The following is a 19,774-nucleotide window of genomic DNA, read 5'->3' on the forward strand; positions in this document are numbered from 1 at the left end:
ATGCCGGATCAGGAACGACAAAACAATGGCCTGGAGGCTACCTTGTTAAACTCATTTAAACTTTCGCTTCAATACATTCTGCCGAAACTGTGGCTCACTCGCCTGGCGGGCTGGGGCGCGAGCAAACGAGCGGGCTGGCTGACCAAACTGGTCATCGACCTGTTCGTGAAATACTACAAGGTCGACATGAAAGAAGCGCAGAAGCCGGATACGGCAAGCTATCGTACCTTCAACGAATTTTTTGTGCGTCCGCTGCGCGACGAAGTGCGTCCGCTGAATACCGACCCGAACGTGCTGGTGATGCCAGCGGACGGCGTGATCAGCCAGCTGGGTAAAATTGAAAACGACAAAATTTTGCAGGCGAAAGGCCATAACTACAGCCTGGAAGCGCTGCTGGCCGGTAACTACATAATGGCCGATCTGTTCCGTAACGGGACTTTCGCGACCACCTATCTCTCCCCGCGCGATTACCACCGCGTGCATATGCCGTGTAACGGTATTCTGCGCGAGATGATCTACGTGCCGGGGGATCTGTTCTCCGTCAATCACCTGACGGCGCAAAACGTTCCTAACCTGTTTGCCCGTAACGAGCGCGTCATCTGCCTGTTTGATACTGAATTTGGCCCAATGGCGCAGATTCTGGTGGGTGCTACCATTGTAGGCAGCATCGAAACCGTCTGGGCGGGCACCATTACTCCGCCACGCGAAGGCGTGATCAAGCGCTGGACCTGGCCTGCCGGCGAAGAAGAAGGTTCTGTGGCCCTGCTGAAAGGTCAGGAAATGGGCCGCTTCAAGCTGGGCTCAACGGTCATCAACCTGTTCGCTCCGGGCAAAGTTAACCTGGTCGACGAGCTGGAAAGCCTGTCCGTGACCAAACTCGGCCAGCCTCTGGCAGTATCGACGGAGGTCTTTGCAACACCAGACGTTGCGCCAGCCCCGTTGCCGGAAGATGAGATCAAAGCCGAGCACGACGCCAGCCCGCTGGTTGACGACAAAAAAGACGAAGGCTAACAACAGAAGGATCGCTGACGTGCGCCCGATTATCGTATTACTGATGGCCTGGTGCCTCAGCATGGGGGCGTACGCAGCGACGGCCCCCGACGCCAAACAGATAACCCAGGAGCTGGAGCAGGCAAAAGCGGCAAAACCCGCTCAGCCGGAGACCGTTGAGTCACTCCAGTCTGCACTGAACGCGCTTGAGGAACGAAAGGGTTCCCTTGAGCGCGCGCAGCAGTATCAACAGGTTATCGACAATTTCCCCAAACTCTCTCAGACCCTGCGCTCGCAGCTAAACAACCTGCGCGATGAACCACGCCAGGTCCCCGCGGGGATGACGTCCGAGGCGCTGAATCAGGAGATCCTGCAAGTCAGCAGCCAGCTGCTGGAAAAAAGCCGTCTGGCGCAGCAGGAGCAGGAACGGGCGCGTGAAATTGCCGATTCCCTCAGTCAGCTTCCACAGCAGCAAACCGATGCCCGCCGTCAGTTAAATGAGGTGGAACGCCGCATCGGGACGCAGACAGGCAGCACACCGCAGAATCAGGCGCAAAATCTTGGGTTGCAGGCGGAATCCGCCAGACTAAAAGCCCTGGTTGATGAACTGGAGCTGGCGCAGCTTTCCGCTAACAACCGCCAGGAGCTGTCGCGGATGCGTTCCGAGCTGGCGCAGAAGCAGAGCCAGCAGCTGGATGCGTATCTCCAGGCGCTGAGAAATCAACTCAACAGCCAGCGTCAGCGTGAAGCTGAACGTGCTCTGGAAAGCACAGAGTTACTGGCCGAAAACAGCGCTAACCTGCCCGACAGCATCGTCGCCCAGTTTAAGGTTAACCGCGAGCTTTCTGCTGCGCTGAATCAGCAGGCGCAGCGCATGGATTTGGTGGCCTCGCAGCAGCGTCAGGCTACCAATCAAACCCTTCAGGTTCGTCAGGCACTCAACACGCTGCGTGAACAGTCCCAGTGGCTTGGCTCGTCTAACCTGTTGGGCGAAGCGTTACGCGCGCAGGTGGCCCGTCTGCCAGAGATGCCAAAACCACAGCAGCTTGATACGGAGATGGCGCAGCTGCGTGTTCAGCGTCTTCATTATGAAGATCTCCTCAACAAGCAGCCGCAAATCCGCCAGATCCGTCAGGCTGACGGACAGCCGCTCACCGGCGAGCAAAGTCGTATTCTGGAAGCGCAGCTGCGCACCCAACGCGAACTGCTCAATTCCCTGTTGCAGGGGGGCGATACGCTGATCCTTGAGCTGACCAAGCTGAAAGTCTCGAATAGCCAGCTGGAGGATGCGCTGAAAGAGGTCAACGAAGCCACGCACCGTTACCTTTTCTGGACGTCCGACGTGCGGCCGATGACCTTCGCCTGGCCGATTGAGATCGTGCAGGATCTGCGCCGCCTCATTTCGCTGGACACCTTTAGCCAGCTGGGCCTCGCCAGCGTAATGATGATAACCAGTAAGGAGACTATCTTCCCGTTGCTGGGGGCGCTGATTCTGGTGGGCTTCAGTATTTATTCCCGTCGTCACTTTACCCGTTTCCTTGAGCGCTCCAGCGCCCGAGTGGGAAAAGTAACGCAGGATCACTTCTGGCTGACGTTGCGTACGGTGTTCTGGTCAATTCTGGTCGCGTCTCCGCTGCCGGTGCTGTGGATGACGCTCGGATACGGACTGCGTGAAGCCTGGCCCTACCCGCTTGCCGTCGCGATTGGCGATGGCGTGACCGCCACCGTCCCGCTGCTGTGGGTGGTGATGATTTGCGCCACGTTTGCGCGGCCAAATGGTCTGTTCATCGCTCACTTTGGCTGGCCGCGTAATCGCGTTGCGCGGGCGATGCGTTACTACCTGATGAGTATCGGGCTGATTGTGCCGCTGATTATGGCGTTGATCATGTTCGATAATCTCAATGACCGGGAGTTCTCCGGCTCGCTGGGACGGCTGTGCTTTATGCTGATCTGCGGGGCGTTAGCGGTAGTGACGCTCAGCCTGAAACGCGCCGGGATCCCGCTCTATCTCGACAAGACCGGCAGCGGCGATAACATGTTAAACCGTCTGCTGTGGAACCTGCTGCTCAGCGCGCCGCTGGCGGCGATGCTGGCGGCAGCGGTCGGTTATCTCGCCACGTCGCAGGCGCTGCTCGCCCGACTGGAAACGTCGGTGGCCATCTGGTTCCTGCTGCTGGTGGTCTACCATGTTATCCGCCGCGGCATGCTGATCCAGCGTCGTCGTCTGGCGTTTGACCGTGCTAAACATCGTCGCGCAGAAATTCTGGCCCAGCGCGCGCGGGGTGAGGAAGAGCCAAACCACGTCAACAGCACCGAAGGGACTACAGACGCTGATGACGTCGAACTGGATCTGGATGCGATAAGTACCCAGTCCCTGCGGCTGGTACGCTCAATTCTGATGCTGGTTGCCCTGCTGTCGGTGATCTACCTGTGGTCAGAAATCCACTCCGCGTTTGGCTTCCTGGAGAACATCTCTTTATGGGATGTGACATCCACGGTGCAGGGAGTCGAAAGCCTGGAGCCCATCACCTTAGGGGCCGTGCTGATTGCGATTCTGGTGCTGATCATCACCACCCAGCTGATACGTAACTTCCCTGCCTTGCTGGAGCTGGCGCTGTTGCAGCATCTGGATTTAACCCCAGGCACAGGCTATGCCATCACCACCATCACCAAGTATTTAATCATGCTGTTTGGTGGGCTGGTCGGCTTCTCGATGATTGGTATCGAATGGTCAAAACTGCAATGGCTGGTTGCCGCCCTGACCGTAGGCCTGGGCTTTGGTTTACAGGAGATTTTTGCCAACTTCGTTTCTGGTCTGATCATTCTGTTTGAAAAGCCGATTCGAATTGGTGATACGGTGACCATCCGCGATCTCACCGGCAGCGTCACCAGGATCAACACCCGTGCCACCACCATCAGCGACTGGGACCGTAAAGAGATCATCGTCCCGAACAAGGCATTTATCACCGAGCAGTTTATCAACTGGTCGCTGTCCGACTCCGTCACGCGTGTGGTGCTGACCGTACCCGCTCCGTCGGATGCCAACAGCGAAGAGGTGACGCAGATCCTGTATACGGCTGCTGAACGCTGTTCGCTGGTAATCGACAACCCACCGCCGGAAGTCTTCCTGGTTGATTTGCAGCAGGGGATCCAGATTTTCGAGCTGCGTATCTACGCCGCCGAGATGGGACACCGTATGCCGCTGCGCCATGAGATCCACCAGCTGATTCTGGCTGGCTTCCGCGAGCACGGAATTGATATGCCGTTCCCACCGTTCCAGATGCGTCTGGAAACGCTGGACGGACGTAAGACGGGAAGAACGTTGACGTCAGCGGCGCGTACGCGCCCGGCGGGAAGTTTGTAATCCTTTCCCCCTCCCCATCGGGAGGGGGTCAATCCTTTATGCCACTTCTGCTACACAGGCCGTCGAGCGACGACGGTAATGCTCATAAATCCCCATTGCCAGCAGCGAGAAGAAGATCGGTCCGCCAACCATCCACAGCGTGCTGTTCCAGTCATTTGCCTCAACAACGGGCTGAATGACGGTAAAAATGTTGGCGAACGCGACGACCAGCACCACAACAGTGGTCGCCAGCAGCGTCGCCGCACGGGTTTTGAAGATCACAAACGGTCGTTCCAGATCCTGCTTCGCCTTAAAGAACGGGAACGCCAGGGTCAGGAACAGATACGGAAGCGTCATCGATACGTTTGCCATCAGGGTCAGCTTGTTATAGAACGCCGACGCGGTATCACCGCCGAAGGACACCAGCAGAATGAACACGCACACCAGCATGCACTGCATCCACATCGCGTTGGCAGGCATACCGGCAGCGTTCAGCTGAGTCATACGTGCAGGCCACAGCGCCTTTGGCGTCCCCTGAATAATCGCTTTCAGCGGCGAGTAGATCAGCGTGAAGAACGCGCCAGTATAGGCGAGGAACATCGACAAACCGGTAATCCGCGCAAACCAGATCCCCAGGGTGGCCGACGTTTCCGGCGCGAGATCCATGGCGTTGCCCAGCGTCACCCCCAGGCTTTTCATCAACACGTAGGTAATGTTGCCGAGGTTGGTAGTGTTATTGCTCAGTACCTGCTGCCAGTTGGTGCTGACGCCCCAGAGGAAAATCGCCAGTGAGTAGCCAATGGATATGACGATGGCGGCAAAGATAATGCCTTTGGCGAAGTTCTTTTCCGGATTTTCGGTTTTGTCGACCAGGCCGCCCACGGCTTCAATTCCACCGTAAGCAAAGATGGCAAACACCACGAAGGAGAGCATGGCCAGTCCGGACTGGTAACCCGGATTAGGCGATGAAACGAAGTTGACTTCCTGTGCGAAATGCCCGCCGTTCAGGCACAGAATGGCGATGCTGACCAGCAGCAGCACCAGGTTCAGGCACATCACGGAAATACCGCCAACGGCAGTGATACGGGCAATTTTGTTGATGCCTTTCGAGGCCACCAGCGTGACCACCACCATCCAGCACACCGCCAGAATACCGACCACCTGCGTGGAGCTCAGCCCCGCCAGAGACCAGACCTGCGTTTTATCCGCACCGAAGAGAAACGTTGAGAACGGCACCCAGACCTTGGCCGCCGTGCTGACCATCCAGACGACGTAGGATGAAAACCACATGAACGTACCGATAAACGCGTAACGGGGGCCGACGCTGTTGTTCATCCACGAATAGATGCCACCCTCTTCTTTCCGGTACGCCGAGCCCATCTCCGCCATCATCAGCGCAAACGGGATAAAGAAGAACAGAGCGGAAACGATATAAAACGGCGTCGCGCTGTAGCCCATCAGATAAAACGCGGACGGGCTATTGGCAAAGCCAAAGACTGACGTAAAAATCATCAGAATGAGCCCGGTAAGGGTCATTTTTTTGAGTGAGTGAGACATATAACCATCCGAAACGGAATTAAACTGCGCGGATGGTAGCAGATGACCAGACAAATATTGTGGCTATCCGAGTCAATTTAAGAAAAAGACCCGTGCATAGCGAAAAGAGCAGTTTTTAATGTGGCAGAGTTAAATGACCGAGTAGGCCGGGTAAGCGACAGCGCCACCCGGCATTTTTTCAGGCGCGATCGACCGTAAAGGCAATCACATCGCCCAGTTGCTCGGCACCCAGCGCCAGCATGACCAGACGATCCACACCCAGCGCCACGCCGGAGCAGTCCGGTAAACCGGCCTTAAGCGCTTCCAGCAGGTTGGTGTCAATCGGCTGCTGCGGCAGACCGCGCGCGTTGCGCTTGCGGTTATCCTGCTCGAAACGCTGCTGCTGTTCGCGCGCGTCGGTCAGCTCGTGGAAACCGTTCGCCAGCTCAATGCCTTTGAAGTACACCTCAAACCGTTCCGCCACGCGGTGATCTTCGGTGCTGATCTGCGCCAGCGAGGCCTGGCTGGCCGGGAAGTGATAGACAAACGTCGGGCGATCTTTACCAATTTGCGGTTCAACGCCAAAGGTGAACAGCAGTTGCAACAGCGTGTCGCGGTCCTCTTCGTTATCCGCCACATTGCTCAGATCCAGTTTTGCCGCCACTTCACGCAGCTGTGTTTTATCAGCCGACAGCGGATCGATTTCCAGATGGCGCTGGAAGGCCTGCTGATAGGAGAGCGTTTCAGCTTCCGCGCAATCCAGCACCTGTTGCAGCAGATCATCGACTTCGTTCATCAGACGATACATGTCGTAGTGCGGGCGGTACCACTCCAGCATGGTGAATTCCGGATTATGGTGTCGGCCCATCTCTTCATTACGGAAGCTACGGCACAGCTGATAGACCGGACCACACCCGGCCGCCAGCAGACGCTTCATATGGTATTCCGGGCTGGTCATCAGATACAGATTCATGCCCTGAGAGTGGCCTGGGCCAACAAAACGGGTTTCAAACGGGACCAGATGAATATCCGTGACCGTCGCCTGACTCATGCACGGCGTTTCCACCTCCAGGACGCCGCGGTCGGCAAAGAAACGGCGGATCTCCGCCATAATTGCTGCGCGCTTTAGCAGGTTTGGAATGGATGCGCTCGGCTGCCAGGTGGCCGTTTCGCTCATGAGTTATTTCTCCGTTTTCAGACAAGGGCACGAAGTCTACTCGTAAGCCGGGGCAGAGACAAATTTTGCACAGTAAAAGTCCCTTTTCATTGCACAGAGAAATACTGTGACGCCATTCATTAATCACAATGATAAATCACCGCACAGAACAGCAAAAAAATCGAACACGTCAAATTTCCCTCCCTTCTACGCGGTTATACTGTTTTACCCATAAAGGAGCAGTGGAATCGCTTCCGCAATCGCCCGTTCGGGCAGGTGAACGTCCTTTAGCTCATCGCGTTGCGGGAAAACAAAAATCTGGAGGAATGTCGTGCAAACTTTTCAAGCCGATCTTGCCGTAATAGGCGCTGGCGGGGCTGGATTACGCGCTGCAATTGCTGCGGCACAAGCCAATCCGAACGCTAAAATCGCATTGATTTCAAAAGTCTATCCGATGCGCAGCCACACGGTAGCCGCAGAAGGAGGATCCGCTGCCGTCGCGCAGGATCATGACAGCTTCGAATACCATTTCCACGACACGGTTGCAGGGGGCGACTGGCTTTGCGAACAGGATGTCGTTGATTACTTCGTGCACCATTGCCCAACGGAGATGACCCAGCTGGAACAGTGGGGATGCCCGTGGAGCCGCCGTCCGGACGGGAGCGTCAACGTCCGCCGCTTCGGTGGCATGAAGATCGAACGCACCTGGTTTGCCGCCGATAAGACCGGCTTCCACATGCTGCACACCCTGTTCCAGACCTCCCTCCAGTTCCCACAAATCCAGCGCTTTGACGAACATTTCGTTCTCGACATTCTGGTCGACGACGGTCATGCGCGCGGACTGGTGGCGATGAACATGATGGAAGGCACGCTTGTCCAGATCCGCGCTAATGCGGTGGTGATGGCAACGGGCGGCGCGGGCCGCGTATACCGCTACAACACCAACGGCGGCATCGTCACCGGTGACGGTATGGGCATGGCGCTCAGCCACGGCGTCCCGCTGCGTGATATGGAGTTCGTCCAGTATCACCCAACCGGCCTGCCGGGCTCCGGCATACTGATGACGGAAGGCTGCCGCGGCGAAGGCGGAATTCTGGTCAACAAAAACGGCTATCGCTATTTGCAGGATTACGGCATGGGTCCGGAAACCCCACTTGGCGAGCCGAAAAACAAATACATGGAACTCGGCCCTCGCGACAAAGTCTCTCAGGCTTTCTGGCACGAGTGGCGCAAAGGCAACACCATCTCAACGCCGCGCGGCGACGTGGTGCATCTCGACCTGCGTCATCTCGGCGAGAAGAAACTGCTGGAGCGTCTGCCGTTTATCTGCGAGCTGGCGAAAGCGTATGTGGGCGTCGATCCGATGAAAGAACCGATCCCGGTGCGTCCAACCGCGCACTACACCATGGGCGGCATCGAAACCGATCAGCAGTGCGAAACCCGCATCAAAGGGCTGTTTGCGGTGGGCGAGTGTTCCTCCGTCGGTCTGCACGGCGCAAACCGTCTGGGCTCGAACTCGCTGGCTGAGCTGGTGGTCTTTGGTCGCATGGCGGGCGAACGTGCGGTGGAGCGTGCCGCAACGGCAGGTGAAGCTAACAGCGCGGCGCTGGATGCGCAGGTTGCAGACGTCGAAAAACGCCTGAAAGACCTGGTGAACCAGGAAGGTAACGAAAACTGGTCGAAGATCCGCGACGAAATGGGGCTGTCGATGGAAGAAGGCTGCGGGATCTACCGTACGCCAGAGCTGATGCAGAAAACCGTCGATAAGCTGGCGGAGTTGCAGGAGCGCTTCAAGCGCGTGCGTATCACCGACACTTCCAGCGTCTTCAATACCGATCTGCTTTATACCATTGAACTGGGCCACGGCCTGAACGTCGCAGAATGTATGGCCCATTCAGCCCTGGCGCGTAAAGAGTCCCGCGGCGCGCACCAGCGTCTGGATGAGGGCTGCACTGAACGTGACGACGTCAATTTCCTTAAACACACTCTCGCCTGGCGCGATGCGGATGGCACCACCCGTCTGGACTACAGCGACGTGAAAATCACCACGCTGCCACCGGCGAAACGCGTGTACGGTGCAGAAGCAGAAGCCGCCGATAAGAAGGAGAAGGCGAATGGCTGAGATGCAAAAACTGAAAGTTGAAGTGGTGCGCTACAATCCGGAAGTGGACGCCGCGCCGCATAGCGCTTTCTATGAAGTCCCTTACGACGAGCAAACCTCCCTGCTGGATGCGCTCGGCTATATCAAAGATAACCTGGCCCCAGACCTGAGCTACCGCTGGTCCTGCCGCATGGCAATTTGCGGCTCCTGCGGCATGATGGTCAACAAGGTGCCAAAGCTGGCGTGTAAAACCTTCCTGCGTGATTACACCAAAGGCATCAAGGTTGAAGCGCTGGGCAATTTCCCGATTGAGCGCGATCTGGTGGTCGACATGACCCACTTTATCGAAAGCCTCGAAGCGATTAAGCCGTACATCATCGGCAACCCGCGCACACCGGATCAGGGGCCAAACACTCAGACGCCCGCGCAGATGGCGAAATACCATCAGTTCTCCGGCTGCATCAACTGCGGCCTGTGCTACGCCGCCTGTCCACAGTTTGGCCTGAACCCTGAGTTTATCGGCCCGGCCGCCATTACCCTGGCGCACCGCTATAACGAAGACAGCCGCGACCACGGCAAAAAAGAACGTATGGCCCAGTTGAACAGCCAGAACGGGGTCTGGACCTGCACGTTTGTCGGTTACTGCTCCGAAGTCTGTCCGAAGCATGTCGACCCGGCCGCCGCCATTCAGCAGGGTAAGGTGGAAAGCTCGAAAGACTTTCTTATCGCTACCCTGAAACCACGCTAAGGAGTGCATGATGACGACTAAACGCAAAGCCTACGTGCGACCAATGCCGTCCACCTGGTGGAAAAAACTGCCGTTTTATCGCTTCTATATGCTGCGTGAAGGCACGGCAGTTCCCGCGGTCTGGTTCAGCCTCGAACTGATGTACGGGGTGTATGCCCTCAAGCACGGCCCGGAAGCCTGGGCCAGTTTTGTGGGCTTCCTGCAAAACCCAATCATCGTAGTACTGAACCTGATTGTGCTCGCCGCCGCGCTGCTTCATACCAAAACCTGGTTTGAACTGGCGCCAAAAGCAGCGAACATCATTGTAAAAGGCGAAAAAATGGGGCCAGAGCCGGTCATTAAAGGGCTCTGGGCAGTGACAGCAGTTGTCTCTGTGGTCATTCTGTTTGTCGCACTGTTTTGGTAAGGAGACTACTGTGATCAATCCAAATCCTAAACGTTCAGACGAGCCGGTTTTCTGGGGGCTGTTTGGCGCAGGCGGCATGTGGAGCGCCATTATTGCCCCGGTCATTATCCTGCTGGTCGGGATCATGCTGCCGCTGGGGTTGTTCCCGGGCGATGCGCTGAGCTATGAGCGCGTACTGGCCTTTGCGAGCAGCTTTATTGGCCGCGTGTTCATCTTCCTGATGATCGTCCTGCCGCTGTGGTGTGGTCTGCACCGTATCCACCATGCGATGCACGATCTGAAAATCCATGTGCCAAGCGGTAAATGGGTCTTCTACGGTCTGGCGACCATTCTGACGGTCGTCACGTTGATTGCCGTGGTCACCATCTGACTGAACAGGCCCGCCATCCGGCGGGCTTTTTACTTTTTCATCTTCTCCACCAGCCACCGGGAAAATTCGCGCATGGCTGGCGTTTCTGCCCGGGACTGCAATCGGGTCAGCCAGTAACTGCCGAGCTCAATCTGCGTCGCAAAGGGCTGTACAATGCGCTCGCTGGCTAACAGATGGGTAAACATATCGACAGGCGCAATGGCAATGCCCACCCCTGCCTGAGCGGCCTCCAGCATGGTCACGGACGAATCAAATACCATCACGCGGTGCGTTGGCGAAGGGGGATGCTCGCCGGCCGCCTGCATCCACGCGGTCCATTCATCGCGTCGGTAAGAGCGCAGCAGCGTAAACCTGAGGATGTCGGCCGGACTGTGCAGACTGGCGGCGATATCGGGCGTACACAGCGGCGCGAGCGGCGCATGACAAAGGAATTCAGCCTCGGTGCCGTGCCACGCCCCGCCACCGTAGCGGATCGTATAGTCAAGCCCTTCAGCAGCCGGATCAACGCGGTTGTTATGGGTGGAAAGCTGAAGATCGATGTGCGGATAGCCACGGCGAAAATCCTCCAGCTGCGAGAATAAAACCCCGGTGGCAAATGTACCCACCACGCCGATTTTCAGCTTCTCCTGCGCACGATGGTTAGCGAAGCGATCCAGCATTCCGGCTATACGATCGAAAGAATCATTCAGCACCGGCAGTAAATTTTCACCCTCGGTAGTCAACATCAGCCCGCGCGACACGCGAACGAACAGCTGACAGTTCAGGTGCTGCTCCAGCGTTTTCACATGCTGGCTAATGGCTGAATGGGTCACGTTCAGCTCAATGGCCGCATGCGTAAAGCTGAGATGTCTCGCGGCGGCTTCAAAAGCTCGAAGCGAATTGAGGGGGAGATAGCTTCGCGTCATGGTCTCTTCCGTTAGAAAAATTAACAGCTAATGCTAAATTTAACCGTTTGTCAGGCACAGTCAAATCCAACAGACTACGCCTGTCTGATGGGCCCGGACACCCCCTTGACTCGCTATTACGGAAGATTACTGATGATGAAAAAATCCCTTTGCTGCGCCCTGCTGCTGGGCCTCTCTTGCTCTGCTCTCGCCGCGCCAGTATCAGAAAAACAGCTGGCGGAGGTGGTCGCGAATACGGTTACCCCGCTGATGAAAGCCCAGTCTGTTCCAGGCATGGCGGTGGCCGTTATTTATCAGGGAAAACCGCACTATTACACGTTTGGCAAGGCCGATATCGCGGCGAATAAACCCGTTACGCCTCAGACCCTGTTCGAGCTGGGTTCTATAAGTAAAACCTTCACCGGCGTTTTAGGTGGGGATGCCATTGCTCGCGGTGAAATTTCGCTGGACGATCCGGTGACCAGATACTGGCCACAGCTGACGGGCAAGCAGTGGCAGGGTATTCGTATGCTGGATCTCGCCACCTACACCGCTGGCGGCCTGCCGCTACAGGTACCGGATGAGGTCACGGATAACGCCTCCCTGCTGCGCTTTTATCAAAACTGGCAGCCGCAGTGGAAGCCTGGCACAACGCGTCTTTACGCCAACGCCAGCATCGGTCTTTTTGGTGCGCTGGCGGTCAAACCTTCCGGCATGCCCTATGAGCAGGCCATGACGACGCGGGTCCTTAAGCCGCTCAAGCTGGACCATACCTGGATTAACGTTCCGAAAGCGGAAGAGGCGCATTACGCCTGGGGCTATCGTGACGGTAAAGCGGTGCGCGTTTCGCCGGGAACGCTGGATGCACAAGCCTATGGCGTGAAAACCAACGTGCAGGATATGGCGAACTGGGTCATGGCAAACATGGCGCCGGAAAAGGTTGCCGATGCCTCACTTAAGCAGGGCATCGCGCTGGCGCAGTCGCGCTACTGGCGTATCGGGTCAATGTATCAGGGTCTGGGCTGGGAGATGCTCAACTGGCCCGTGGAGGCCAACACGGTGGTCGAAGGCAGCGACAGTAAGGTAGCGCTGGCGCCGTTACCCGTGGCAGAAGTGAATCCACCGGCTCCCCCGGTCAAAGCGTCCTGGGTCCATAAAACGGGTTCTACTGGCGGGTTTGGCAGCTACGTGGCCTTTATTCCTGAAAAGCAGATCGGTATTGTGATGCTCGCGAATAAAAGCTATCCGAACCCGGCACGCGTTGAGGCGGCATACCATATCCTCAAGGCGCTTCAGTAAAACATTGCCGGGTGGCGCTGCGCTTACCCGGCCTACACAACGCGTGAACTTTGTAGGCCGGGTAAGGCGAAGCCGCCACCCGGCAAAACACCCTACACAATCTCCCGCATTTTCCCTGCTGTCATCTACACTTAACAAAAAACAGTAAGGAAACTCCTATGCGCATTCTGCCTGTTATTGCCGCAGTAACAGCCGCGTTTTTAGTGGTTGCTTGCAGTTCCCCTACTCCTCCGCCTGGCGTCACGGTAGTCAGTAATTTCGACGCACAGCGCTTCCTCGGCACCTGGTATGAAATCGCCCGAATGGACCATCAGTTCGAACGGGGCTTAGAAAAAGTCACGGTCAACTACAGCGCGATGGATGACGGCGGGATCCGGGTCATTAACCGCGGCTATAACCCGGATCGCCAGATGTGGCAGCAGTCAGTTGGTCAGGCCTATTTCACCAGCGCGTCTAACCGCGCGGCCATGAAAGTCTCTTTCATCGGCCCATTCTACGGCGGGTATAACGTCATTGCGCTGGACAGAGAGTACCGCCATGCGCTGGTGTGTGGGCCGGATCGCAACTATCTGTGGATCCTCTCCCGCACGCCAACGATCCCGGCGGAAATGAAACAGCAGATGCTGGACATAGCGACCCGGCAAGGGTTTGACGTGACGAAATTACTCTGGGTAAAACAGCCGCATTAGTGGGTACTGAGTTTTAACCCGATGATACCCGCGACGATTAACGCGAGGCTGGCGATGCGCGCCAGGCTCGCAGACTCCCCCAGCAGCAGAATACCGGTAATGGCAGCCCCTACCGCGCCAATTCCCGTCCAGACAGCGTAAGCCGTTCCGACTGGCAAGCTTCGCATCGCCCATGACAACATGACGATACTGACAATCATTGCGGCGATAGTGATGACGCTGGGCGTCAGGCGGGTAAAACCATGGGTATATTTCAGGCCAATTGCCCATACCACTTCGAGCAAACCGGCAATAACAAGAACGATCCAGGACATATCAGGCTCCTTAACTTAACGACAAGTTGGGGCCGTCCCCGATGAATGAAGCGCTTACGGGTCGTCCCGCAAGGCTGAGGTTGCGCCTTATATTTTGGTTAGCATGGAATTTTTTTTCAAACTTTTTCTGCTGAACATGTTAAGGCAAGAAATAGCCTCAGTAAGACACGGAGTTCAGGCATTTATGACTCATCCGACTTCTCTATGATGATAGGCTTTCTGATGGCAGGAAGCCAAACCACTAGCCGACTGCGAAAATTTTATGTTTAAAATTCTTTTGATTGACCGTTGTCACTTCACCCGCACGGGATTTGAAGCCTGGGTCAATCATTCAGACCTGTTTTCGGGTCATTTCGTCGTAACCGGGGTAAATAATCTTTTCCTCGCCAGAGAGCATATCCTGCAATGGAAACCTGCGCTGGTCATCGCTGATTTATCTGGCTTCCGGCAGGATTTACACCATTTTCAGCAGCTATCCTCCCTGCTGATTGCCAGCGAAACATTGCCATTTATTATGCTGCAATCAGGCCAGGAGCAAGAGATGACAGATTATCTGGCGCAGTTCCCGATATGGTCTTCTCTTTCCAAAAATACCGATCTGGAAAAACTAGCGGCGGTGATAAATGACGCGCTAACGTTATGCGCAAGCGCGGAGCTTCCGGAGATGGCGGCACCGTTACTGACGCGTCAGGAAGAGAGAGTTCTTAGCCTGTGGATGGATGGCGCGAGCAACCAGAAAATTGCCAGCAATCTGCGCATTAACGGAAAAACGGTGTACACGTACAAACGCAATATCCGCATGAAGCTACATATGGATACGCGCTACTCCCCGTTTTTATCGCTACAGGAAGTGGAGAATTGACGGTACGGTGAAATGACCTGCCGTACCGTCGCTTTCATTAGTTCTGAGCTTTAGTTGCTGCGCCAGAAATCGCGTTACCACCGTCGGAGATATCTTCCCCTACGCCACGGGTGGTGTTACATGCAGTCAGTACCGAAGAAAGCACCAGAACAGAAAAGATCGCTGCAATTGTTTTCTTAACCATAATATCTTCCTTTTATAGCCAAAGTTATTTTGTGTATAGCAACTTAAGAATAGACAAGATCTTGTCGTTTGACGGAAAAGGAAGAATTTTTAGGAAAATTAGACGGAATTAGCTGGCCGCATGGGAAATGATATGGCCAAGATCCTGGATATCTTCACCCACGCCACGCGCGGTGTTGCAACCGGAGAGAATTGCGCTGGAGAGCGCTAACAGAAGCAGAATTTTAACGGTACGTTTCATCTTCCCTGCCTGCAAAATCAGGCGCAGCGGGCGCTGCGCCTTACATCATGACGTAAATTACTTCACGCGGGATACGTATTCGCCGGAGCGGGTATCCACTTTGATCACTTCACCGATCTGTACGAACAGTGGCACTTTCACCACAGCGCCGGTAGACAGAGTGGCAGGCTTGCCGCCAGTACCTGCGGTATCACCTTTCAGACCTGGATCGGTTTCAACGATTTCCAGCTCAACGAAGTTCGGAGGCGTAACCGCGATAGGCTGACCGTTCCACAGGGTCACGATGCACTCAGCCTGATCCAGCAGCCACTTGGCGTTGTCACCAATCGCTTTTGCGTCCGCAGACAGCTGCTCGAAGGTTTCGTTGTTCATGAAGTGCCAGAACTCACCGTCGTTGTACAGGTAAGTCAGGTTCATATCGACAACATCAGCGCCTTCAGCGGAGTCAGTAGATTTGAAGGTTTTCTCAACACGGGTACCGGTCAGCAGGCGGCGCAGCTTTACGCGTGCGAATGCCTGGCCTTTACCTGGTTTAACGAATTCGCTGGCTTCAACCGCGTACGGTTCGCCGTCCATCATGATTTTAAGACCAGCACGAAAATCGTTGCTATAGTACGTTGCCATAAGGCCCTCTAAATTTGTTAACTGGTAGCTAAGCCACAAAATGGCGCATATTGTAACCCTAAACACCCCGTCCAGAGAAGATTGGTTATCGCAACTTGCCGATGTAATCACCAGTCCTGATGAATTGCTGCGTCTTTTAGACCTCGAACAGCACGAAGCGTTGCGTGCAGGTCGTGAGGCGAAACGCCTTTTCGCCCTGCGCGTTCCCCGCGCGTTTGTTGCCCGAATGGAAAAGGGCAATCCTGATGATCCGTTATTAAAACAAACGCTTACCTCTCAGGATGAGTTTATTACCGCCCCCGGCTACAGCACCGATCCGCTGCAAGAGCAGAACAGTGTCGTACCGGGTTTGCTGCATAAATACCGCAATCGTGCCCTGCTGCTGGTTAAGGGCGGTTGCGCGGTAAATTGCCGCTATTGCTTCCGTCGCCACTTCCCGTACGCCGAAAACCAGGGCAATAAGCGCAACTGGCAGGTGGCGCTGGACTACATCACGGCGCACCCGGAACTGGATGAAATCATCTTTTCCGGCGGCGACCCGCTGATGGCAAAAGATCATGAGCTGGACTGGCTGCTGACTCAGCTTGAGACCATCCCGCACATTAAGCGTCTGCGCATTCACAGCCGTTTACCGATCGTCATCCCGGCGCGTATCACCGACGCCCTGGTCACGCGCCTGGAGCAGTCCCGTTTGCAGGTGCTGCTGGTAAACCATATCAACCACGCGAATGAAATTGACGCGGACTTTCGTGAGGCAATGGCGCGTATGCGAAAGGCAGGCGTGACGCTGCTCAACCAGAGCGTATTACTGCGCGGCGTGAACGACAGCGCCCGCGTGCTGGCCGATCTCAGCAATGCCTTATTTGATGCGGGCGTTATGCCCTATTACCTGCATGTTCTGGATCGCGTCCAGGGCGCGGCGCACTTCATGGTGACAGATGAAGAGGCCCGGAAGATTATGCGCGAGCTGTTAACGCTGGTTTCAGGTTATATGGTGCCGAAGCTGGCACGTGAGATTGGCGGAGAGCCGAGTAAGACGCCGCTGGATTTGCAGCTGCGTCAGCAGTAAAAAGGCAGGTGGCGCTACGCTTACCTGCCCTGGAGATAAAGCGGCAGCGCCATCAAACGGTTATATCAGTTCGGGCACTTATAGACCTGGCCGTTCATCTGGCTGGCGGTTGGCACAAAGCTGGACAGCATCCCCTGCGTCGGGCTGCTTACCCCGTAAATCACGTTGCCGCCCATTGCCGCAGCCTGATTACGCAGGGCATTGGCCGCACCGCGCATAGAGCCGCCCTCTTCGCCGTGCTGCCCCGACATCCAGTTGCTTTGCTCGCCAGTGGCGGTGCCTAACAGCTGGCATTCGCTGCCCGGCTTATCTTCCACAAAGCGAACGCTCTGGCCCGCTGCCGTCAGCTCATTGCTGGTGCTACAACCCGCCAGCAGCAATGCTGCACCTACAATCCCTGCACAGACTTTTATGCGCATGTTATTCCTCGTTTTCAATAAGCTGGACAGTAGTTGTCCGCGTGTAAACCTTATACTAAAAAGATGACCAAAAGAAAAATGCTGAGCATTTCTGCGAGCCAGATTCCGCTGGCACTCCTCCGACATCTTAAATGAATTCTGATAATAACCTTTGGGATATCGTGTTTTAGCCCCCGATCGTTTTTAGTGATGCGACGTACAACTTTTGTACGCGACTCAAAAAAGGGGGTTTCATGAGTGCATCATCCTCAGGAGAGGAAAAAGTAACCTGGGTGGGCTATCTGGCGTTCGTGCTCACCATCGTATTTTTCTCAGGTTTTTTCGCCAAAAGTACCGAATGGTGGCGCGTGCTGGATTTTACCGTCCTGAACGGCAGCTTTGGACCGGTGAACGGTGCGCTGACGTTTCGCGGCGAGGGCGGCACGGGAGCGAAAGATGGGTTTTTGTTTGCCCTTGAACTGGCGCCCTCGGTCATTTTATCGCTCGGGATCATTGCCGTTACCGAGGGGCTGGGCGGGCTGCGCGCCGCACAACAGCTTATGACGCCCATTCTGCGCCCGCTGCTCGGCGTGCCGGGCATTTGCTCTCTGGCGCTTATCGCCAACCTGCAAAATACTGATGCTGCCGCAGGGATGACCAAAGAGTTGACCAACGAAGGGGCAATTACTGACCATGAGCGCGCCATTTTCGCCACCTTCCAGACCAGCGGTAGCGCCATTATTACCAACTATTTTTCTTCCGGCGCCGCACTCTTTACCTTTATTACCGTCCCCGTAATCACGCCGCTTGCCGTCATTCTGGTGTTCAAATTTGTTGGCGCGAACTTTCTGCGACTGTGGATCGCCCACATGGAAGTTCGCTGCGCTCAGGAGGAAAAATGATCGCCCGGTCGCGTAAAAATATCATGGACTTGTTTATCGATGGCGCCCGCCGCGGCTTTACCATCGCCACCACCAGCCTGCTGCCGAACGTGGTCATGGCGTTTGTTATCATTCAGGCGCTCAAGGTAACCGGCCTGCTGGATATTGTCGGCAGGGTATGCGAGCCCATCATGGCTCTGTGGGGACTTCCGGGTGCGGCGGCAACGGTTCTTCTGGCCTCGGTGATGAGCATGGGGGGCGGTGTGGGGGTCTGCGCCAGTCTGGTCGCTGCCGGCACGCTCAACGGTCACGATGCCACCATCCTGCTGCCCGCCATCTATCTGATGGGTAATCCGGTGCAAAACACGGGCCGTTGCCTTGGCACCGCAGGCGTCAACCCGAAGTATTATCCGCACATCATCGCTGTCTGCGTCATTAACGCCCTGCTCTCAATGTGGGTGATGCAACTACTCTTCTGAGGAGATAAAAATGGATTTTTCAGTGCTGGAACCGCACCTTTTCCGCAATGCGCAGCTTTACGCTCCCGAGGATCTTGGGCATTGCGATCTGCTGATTGCCGGAGGAAAAATCGTCGCAGTCGAAAAAGCTGGCCACGCCACAATGAGGCCAGACTGCCCTGAAAGCGATCTCGCCGGAGCGGTGGTTTGCCCGGGGTTTATCGATCAGCATGTACACCTGATTGGCGGCGGCGGTGAAGCCGGTCCCCACACCCGGACGCCAGAGGTACGATTGTCTGCGCTGGTGGCGGCTGGCATCACCTCCGTTGTAGGCCTGCTGGGCACCGACGGCGTGACCCGCCATCCCGAGTCGCTGCTGGCGAAAACGCGGGCACTTGAGCATGAAGGGATCAGCGCATGGATGCTGACAGGCGCGTATGGCCTGCCTTCTCCGACGATCACTGGCAGTATCGAAAAGGATGTGGCGCTAATTGATAAAATCATTGGCGTGAAATGCGCGATTTCTGACCATCGCTCTTCCGCACCGGCAGATGACCAGCTCGCGAATATGGCCGCCCAGTCGCGCGTCGGCGGGCTGCTGGGCGCCAAAGCGGGGATATCCGTATTTCACCTCGGCAACAGCCCTAAACTGCTGGAGCCACTGCTTAACATCCTGAATAACGCCGACGTGCCTCGCACGAAGCTGCTGCCAACCCACGTCAACCGCGCCCAGGCACTGTTCCACGCCGCACTGGACTATGCTCGCGAAGGGGGGTACATCGACATCACCACCAGCATCAGTGAGCCCATTGATGCCGCTACCGCCATCGCGACGGCCCGTGACGCGCAGGTGCCGTTTAACCGGCTCACGCTCAGCTCGGATGGCAACGGCAGCCAGCCGAATTTTGACGCAAACGGTAATCTTGTTGGCATTGGCGTGGCGGGTTTTGAGTCCCTGCTTGATACGCTACAGCAGCTGGTCGGCCGGTATCACCTGCCTCTGGAGGAGGCACTTCTGCCATTTACGCGTAACGTGGCGGAGTTTCTCGGTCTGGAGCATAAAGGGCGGATCGCGCCCAGATGCGATGCCGATTTCCTGGTGCTGACGGATGACCTGAAGATCCGTGAGGTCTGGGCGAAAGGCCGCCAGATGGTGCGTGAAGGCGTGGTGTGCGTGAAAGGCACGTTTGAGTAGAAGATAATAAAAAACCCCGGGCATTGC

Annotated in this window: 21 protein-coding genes; 13 read left to right on the forward strand and 8 right to left on the reverse strand. The window is 56.0% G+C overall.

Annotation, left to right across the window (positions count from 1 at the left end; genetic code table 11):
* The first annotated feature begins 42 nt into the window (after nt 1-42).
* Both asd and mscM read left to right on the forward strand, forming a co-directional pair.
* Nucleotides 43-1,011 carry an archaetidylserine decarboxylase gene (gene asd / locus AM329_RS15210; protein ID WP_003855963.1) on the forward strand — a complete coding sequence of 323 codons (969 nt, stop codon included), beginning with the start codon at nt 43-45 and terminating at the stop codon, nt 1,009-1,011.
* A 19-nt stretch (nt 1,012-1,030) separates the two neighbouring features.
* Nucleotides 1,031-4,354, forward strand: a complete 3,324-nt coding sequence (mscM, locus tag AM329_RS15215) for a miniconductance mechanosensitive channel MscM (protein WP_003855962.1) — start codon at nt 1,031-1,033, stop codon at nt 4,352-4,354.
* Between the two features lie 36 nt (nt 4,355-4,390).
* Here the strand turns inward: mscM and yjeM are convergent, their stop codons facing one another.
* Together yjeM and epmA are read right to left on the reverse strand one after the other, a co-directional pair.
* Complete coding sequence (yjeM, locus tag AM329_RS15220) at nt 4,391-5,890, reverse strand: glutamate/gamma-aminobutyrate family transporter YjeM (RefSeq protein WP_003855961.1); 1,500 nt, start codon at nt 5,888-5,890, stop codon at nt 4,391-4,393.
* Nucleotides 5,891-6,068: 178 nt separating this feature from the next.
* Nucleotides 6,069-7,046: an elongation factor P--(R)-beta-lysine ligase gene (gene epmA, locus AM329_RS15225; protein WP_003855960.1), complete on the reverse strand. Its 978-nt coding sequence runs from the start codon at nt 7,044-7,046 to the stop codon at nt 6,069-6,071.
* Between the two features lie 310 nt (nt 7,047-7,356).
* Here epmA and frdA point away from each other — a divergent pair, with 310 nt between their 5' ends.
* The 4 genes from frdA to frdD are packed head-to-tail and all read left to right on the forward strand — an operon-like array spanning nt 7,357 to nt 10,650.
* Nucleotides 7,357-9,147, forward strand: coding sequence for a fumarate reductase (quinol) flavoprotein subunit (frdA, locus tag AM329_RS15230; protein WP_032608350.1), 1,791 nt, complete (start codon nt 7,357-7,359; stop codon nt 9,145-9,147).
* Complete coding sequence (locus tag AM329_RS15235; protein ID WP_003855955.1) at nt 9,140-9,874, forward strand: succinate dehydrogenase/fumarate reductase iron-sulfur subunit; 735 nt, start codon at nt 9,140-9,142, stop codon at nt 9,872-9,874. The genes frdA and AM329_RS15235 overlap by 8 nt, the downstream gene beginning before the upstream one ends.
* 10 nt (nt 9,875-9,884) lie before the next feature.
* Entirely contained in the window at nt 9,885-10,280 is a 396-nt protein-coding gene (gene frdC / locus AM329_RS15240; RefSeq protein WP_003855953.1) for a fumarate reductase subunit FrdC, read from the forward strand.
* A 10-nt stretch (nt 10,281-10,290) separates the two neighbouring features.
* Nucleotides 10,291-10,650, forward strand: a complete 360-nt coding sequence (frdD, locus tag AM329_RS15245; RefSeq protein ID WP_000609653.1) for a fumarate reductase subunit FrdD — start codon at nt 10,291-10,293, stop codon at nt 10,648-10,650.
* A 29-nt stretch (nt 10,651-10,679) separates the two neighbouring features.
* Here the strand turns inward: frdD and ampR are convergent, their stop codons facing one another.
* Nucleotides 10,680-11,555 carry a LysR family transcriptional regulator AmpR gene (gene ampR, locus AM329_RS15250; protein ID WP_003855952.1) on the reverse strand — a complete coding sequence of 292 codons (876 nt, stop codon included), beginning with the start codon at nt 11,553-11,555 and terminating at the stop codon, nt 10,680-10,682.
* Between the two features lie 132 nt (nt 11,556-11,687).
* Between ampR and AM329_RS15255 the strand changes: the two genes are divergently transcribed.
* Together AM329_RS15255 and AM329_RS15260 are read left to right on the forward strand one after the other, a co-directional pair.
* On the forward strand, nt 11,688-12,833 hold the full coding sequence (locus AM329_RS15255; protein ID WP_032608349.1) for a cephalosporin-hydrolyzing class C beta-lactamase ACT-45: 1,146 nt from the start codon (nt 11,688-11,690) through the stop codon (nt 12,831-12,833).
* A gap of 158 nt (nt 12,834-12,991) precedes the next feature.
* Nucleotides 12,992-13,522: a lipocalin family protein gene (locus AM329_RS15260; protein ID WP_032608347.1), complete on the forward strand. Its 531-nt coding sequence runs from the start codon at nt 12,992-12,994 to the stop codon at nt 13,520-13,522.
* Here the strand turns inward: AM329_RS15260 and sugE are convergent.
* A complete protein-coding gene (gene sugE, locus AM329_RS15265; protein WP_003855944.1) occupies nt 13,519-13,836 on the reverse strand; it encodes a quaternary ammonium compound efflux SMR transporter SugE in 318 nt (105 codons plus the stop codon). The two genes, AM329_RS15260 and sugE, sit on opposite strands and share 4 nt — an antisense overlap.
* Nucleotides 13,837-14,098: 262 nt before the next feature.
* Here sugE and AM329_RS15270 point away from each other — a divergent pair, with 262 nt between their 5' ends.
* Nucleotides 14,099-14,698 carry a LuxR C-terminal-related transcriptional regulator gene (locus AM329_RS15270; protein ID WP_032608345.1) on the forward strand — a complete coding sequence of 200 codons (600 nt, stop codon included), beginning with the start codon at nt 14,099-14,101 and terminating at the stop codon, nt 14,696-14,698.
* A 37-nt stretch (nt 14,699-14,735) separates the two neighbouring features.
* Here AM329_RS15270 and ecnB read toward each other — a convergent pair whose 3' ends face one another.
* The 3 genes from ecnB to efp form a co-directional block, all read right to left on the reverse strand.
* The gene (gene ecnB, locus AM329_RS15275; RefSeq protein ID WP_003855942.1) at nt 14,736-14,882 is read right to left on the reverse strand and encodes a lipoprotein toxin entericidin B; all 147 of its coding nucleotides are present in this window, start codon (nt 14,880-14,882) and stop codon (nt 14,736-14,738) included.
* Nucleotides 14,883-14,990: 108 nt separating this feature from the next.
* Nucleotides 14,991-15,122 (reverse strand): entericidin A/B family lipoprotein, encoded by a 132-nt coding sequence (locus AM329_RS15280; protein ID WP_006810410.1) that lies wholly within the window; start codon nt 15,120-15,122, stop codon nt 14,991-14,993.
* Nucleotides 15,123-15,179: 57 nt separating this feature from the next.
* Nucleotides 15,180-15,746: an elongation factor P gene (efp, locus tag AM329_RS15285; RefSeq protein ID WP_003855940.1), complete on the reverse strand. Its 567-nt coding sequence runs from the start codon at nt 15,744-15,746 to the stop codon at nt 15,180-15,182.
* Nucleotides 15,747-15,786: 40 nt separating this feature from the next.
* On the opposite strand from efp, the gene epmB reads away from it, so the two are divergent.
* Entirely contained in the window at nt 15,787-16,815 is a 1,029-nt protein-coding gene (epmB, locus tag AM329_RS15290; RefSeq protein ID WP_023315249.1) for an EF-P beta-lysylation protein EpmB, read from the forward strand.
* A 65-nt stretch (nt 16,816-16,880) separates the two neighbouring features.
* On the opposite strand, the gene AM329_RS15295 is transcribed toward epmB, so the two are convergent.
* Nucleotides 16,881-17,234 (reverse strand): DUF4156 domain-containing protein, encoded by a 354-nt coding sequence (locus AM329_RS15295; RefSeq protein WP_003855938.1) that lies wholly within the window; start codon nt 17,232-17,234, stop codon nt 16,881-16,883.
* Nucleotides 17,235-17,467: 233 nt separating this feature from the next.
* On the opposite strand from AM329_RS15295, the gene AM329_RS15300 reads away from it, so the two are divergent.
* From AM329_RS15300 to iadA, 3 genes are read left to right on the forward strand one after another with little or no spacing between them, the layout of a single operon-like run.
* Nucleotides 17,468-18,115: a nucleoside recognition domain-containing protein gene (locus AM329_RS15300; protein ID WP_022650246.1), complete on the forward strand. Its 648-nt coding sequence runs from the start codon at nt 17,468-17,470 to the stop codon at nt 18,113-18,115.
* Nucleotides 18,112-18,573, forward strand: coding sequence for a YjiG family protein (locus AM329_RS15305; protein ID WP_023315248.1), 462 nt, complete (start codon nt 18,112-18,114; stop codon nt 18,571-18,573). The genes AM329_RS15300 and AM329_RS15305 overlap by 4 nt, the downstream gene beginning before the upstream one ends.
* Before the next feature lie 10 nt (nt 18,574-18,583).
* Nucleotides 18,584-19,747: a beta-aspartyl-peptidase gene (gene iadA, locus AM329_RS15310; protein WP_032608343.1), complete on the forward strand. Its 1,164-nt coding sequence runs from the start codon at nt 18,584-18,586 to the stop codon at nt 19,745-19,747.
* The last annotated feature ends 27 nt before the right edge of the window (nt 19,748-19,774 follow it).

Origin of the sequence: Enterobacter cloacae complex sp. AR_0002 (assembly GCF_001922365.1) — a bacterium.
Classification (GTDB): Bacteria; Pseudomonadota; Gammaproteobacteria; order Enterobacterales; family Enterobacteriaceae; genus Enterobacter; species Enterobacter hormaechei_C.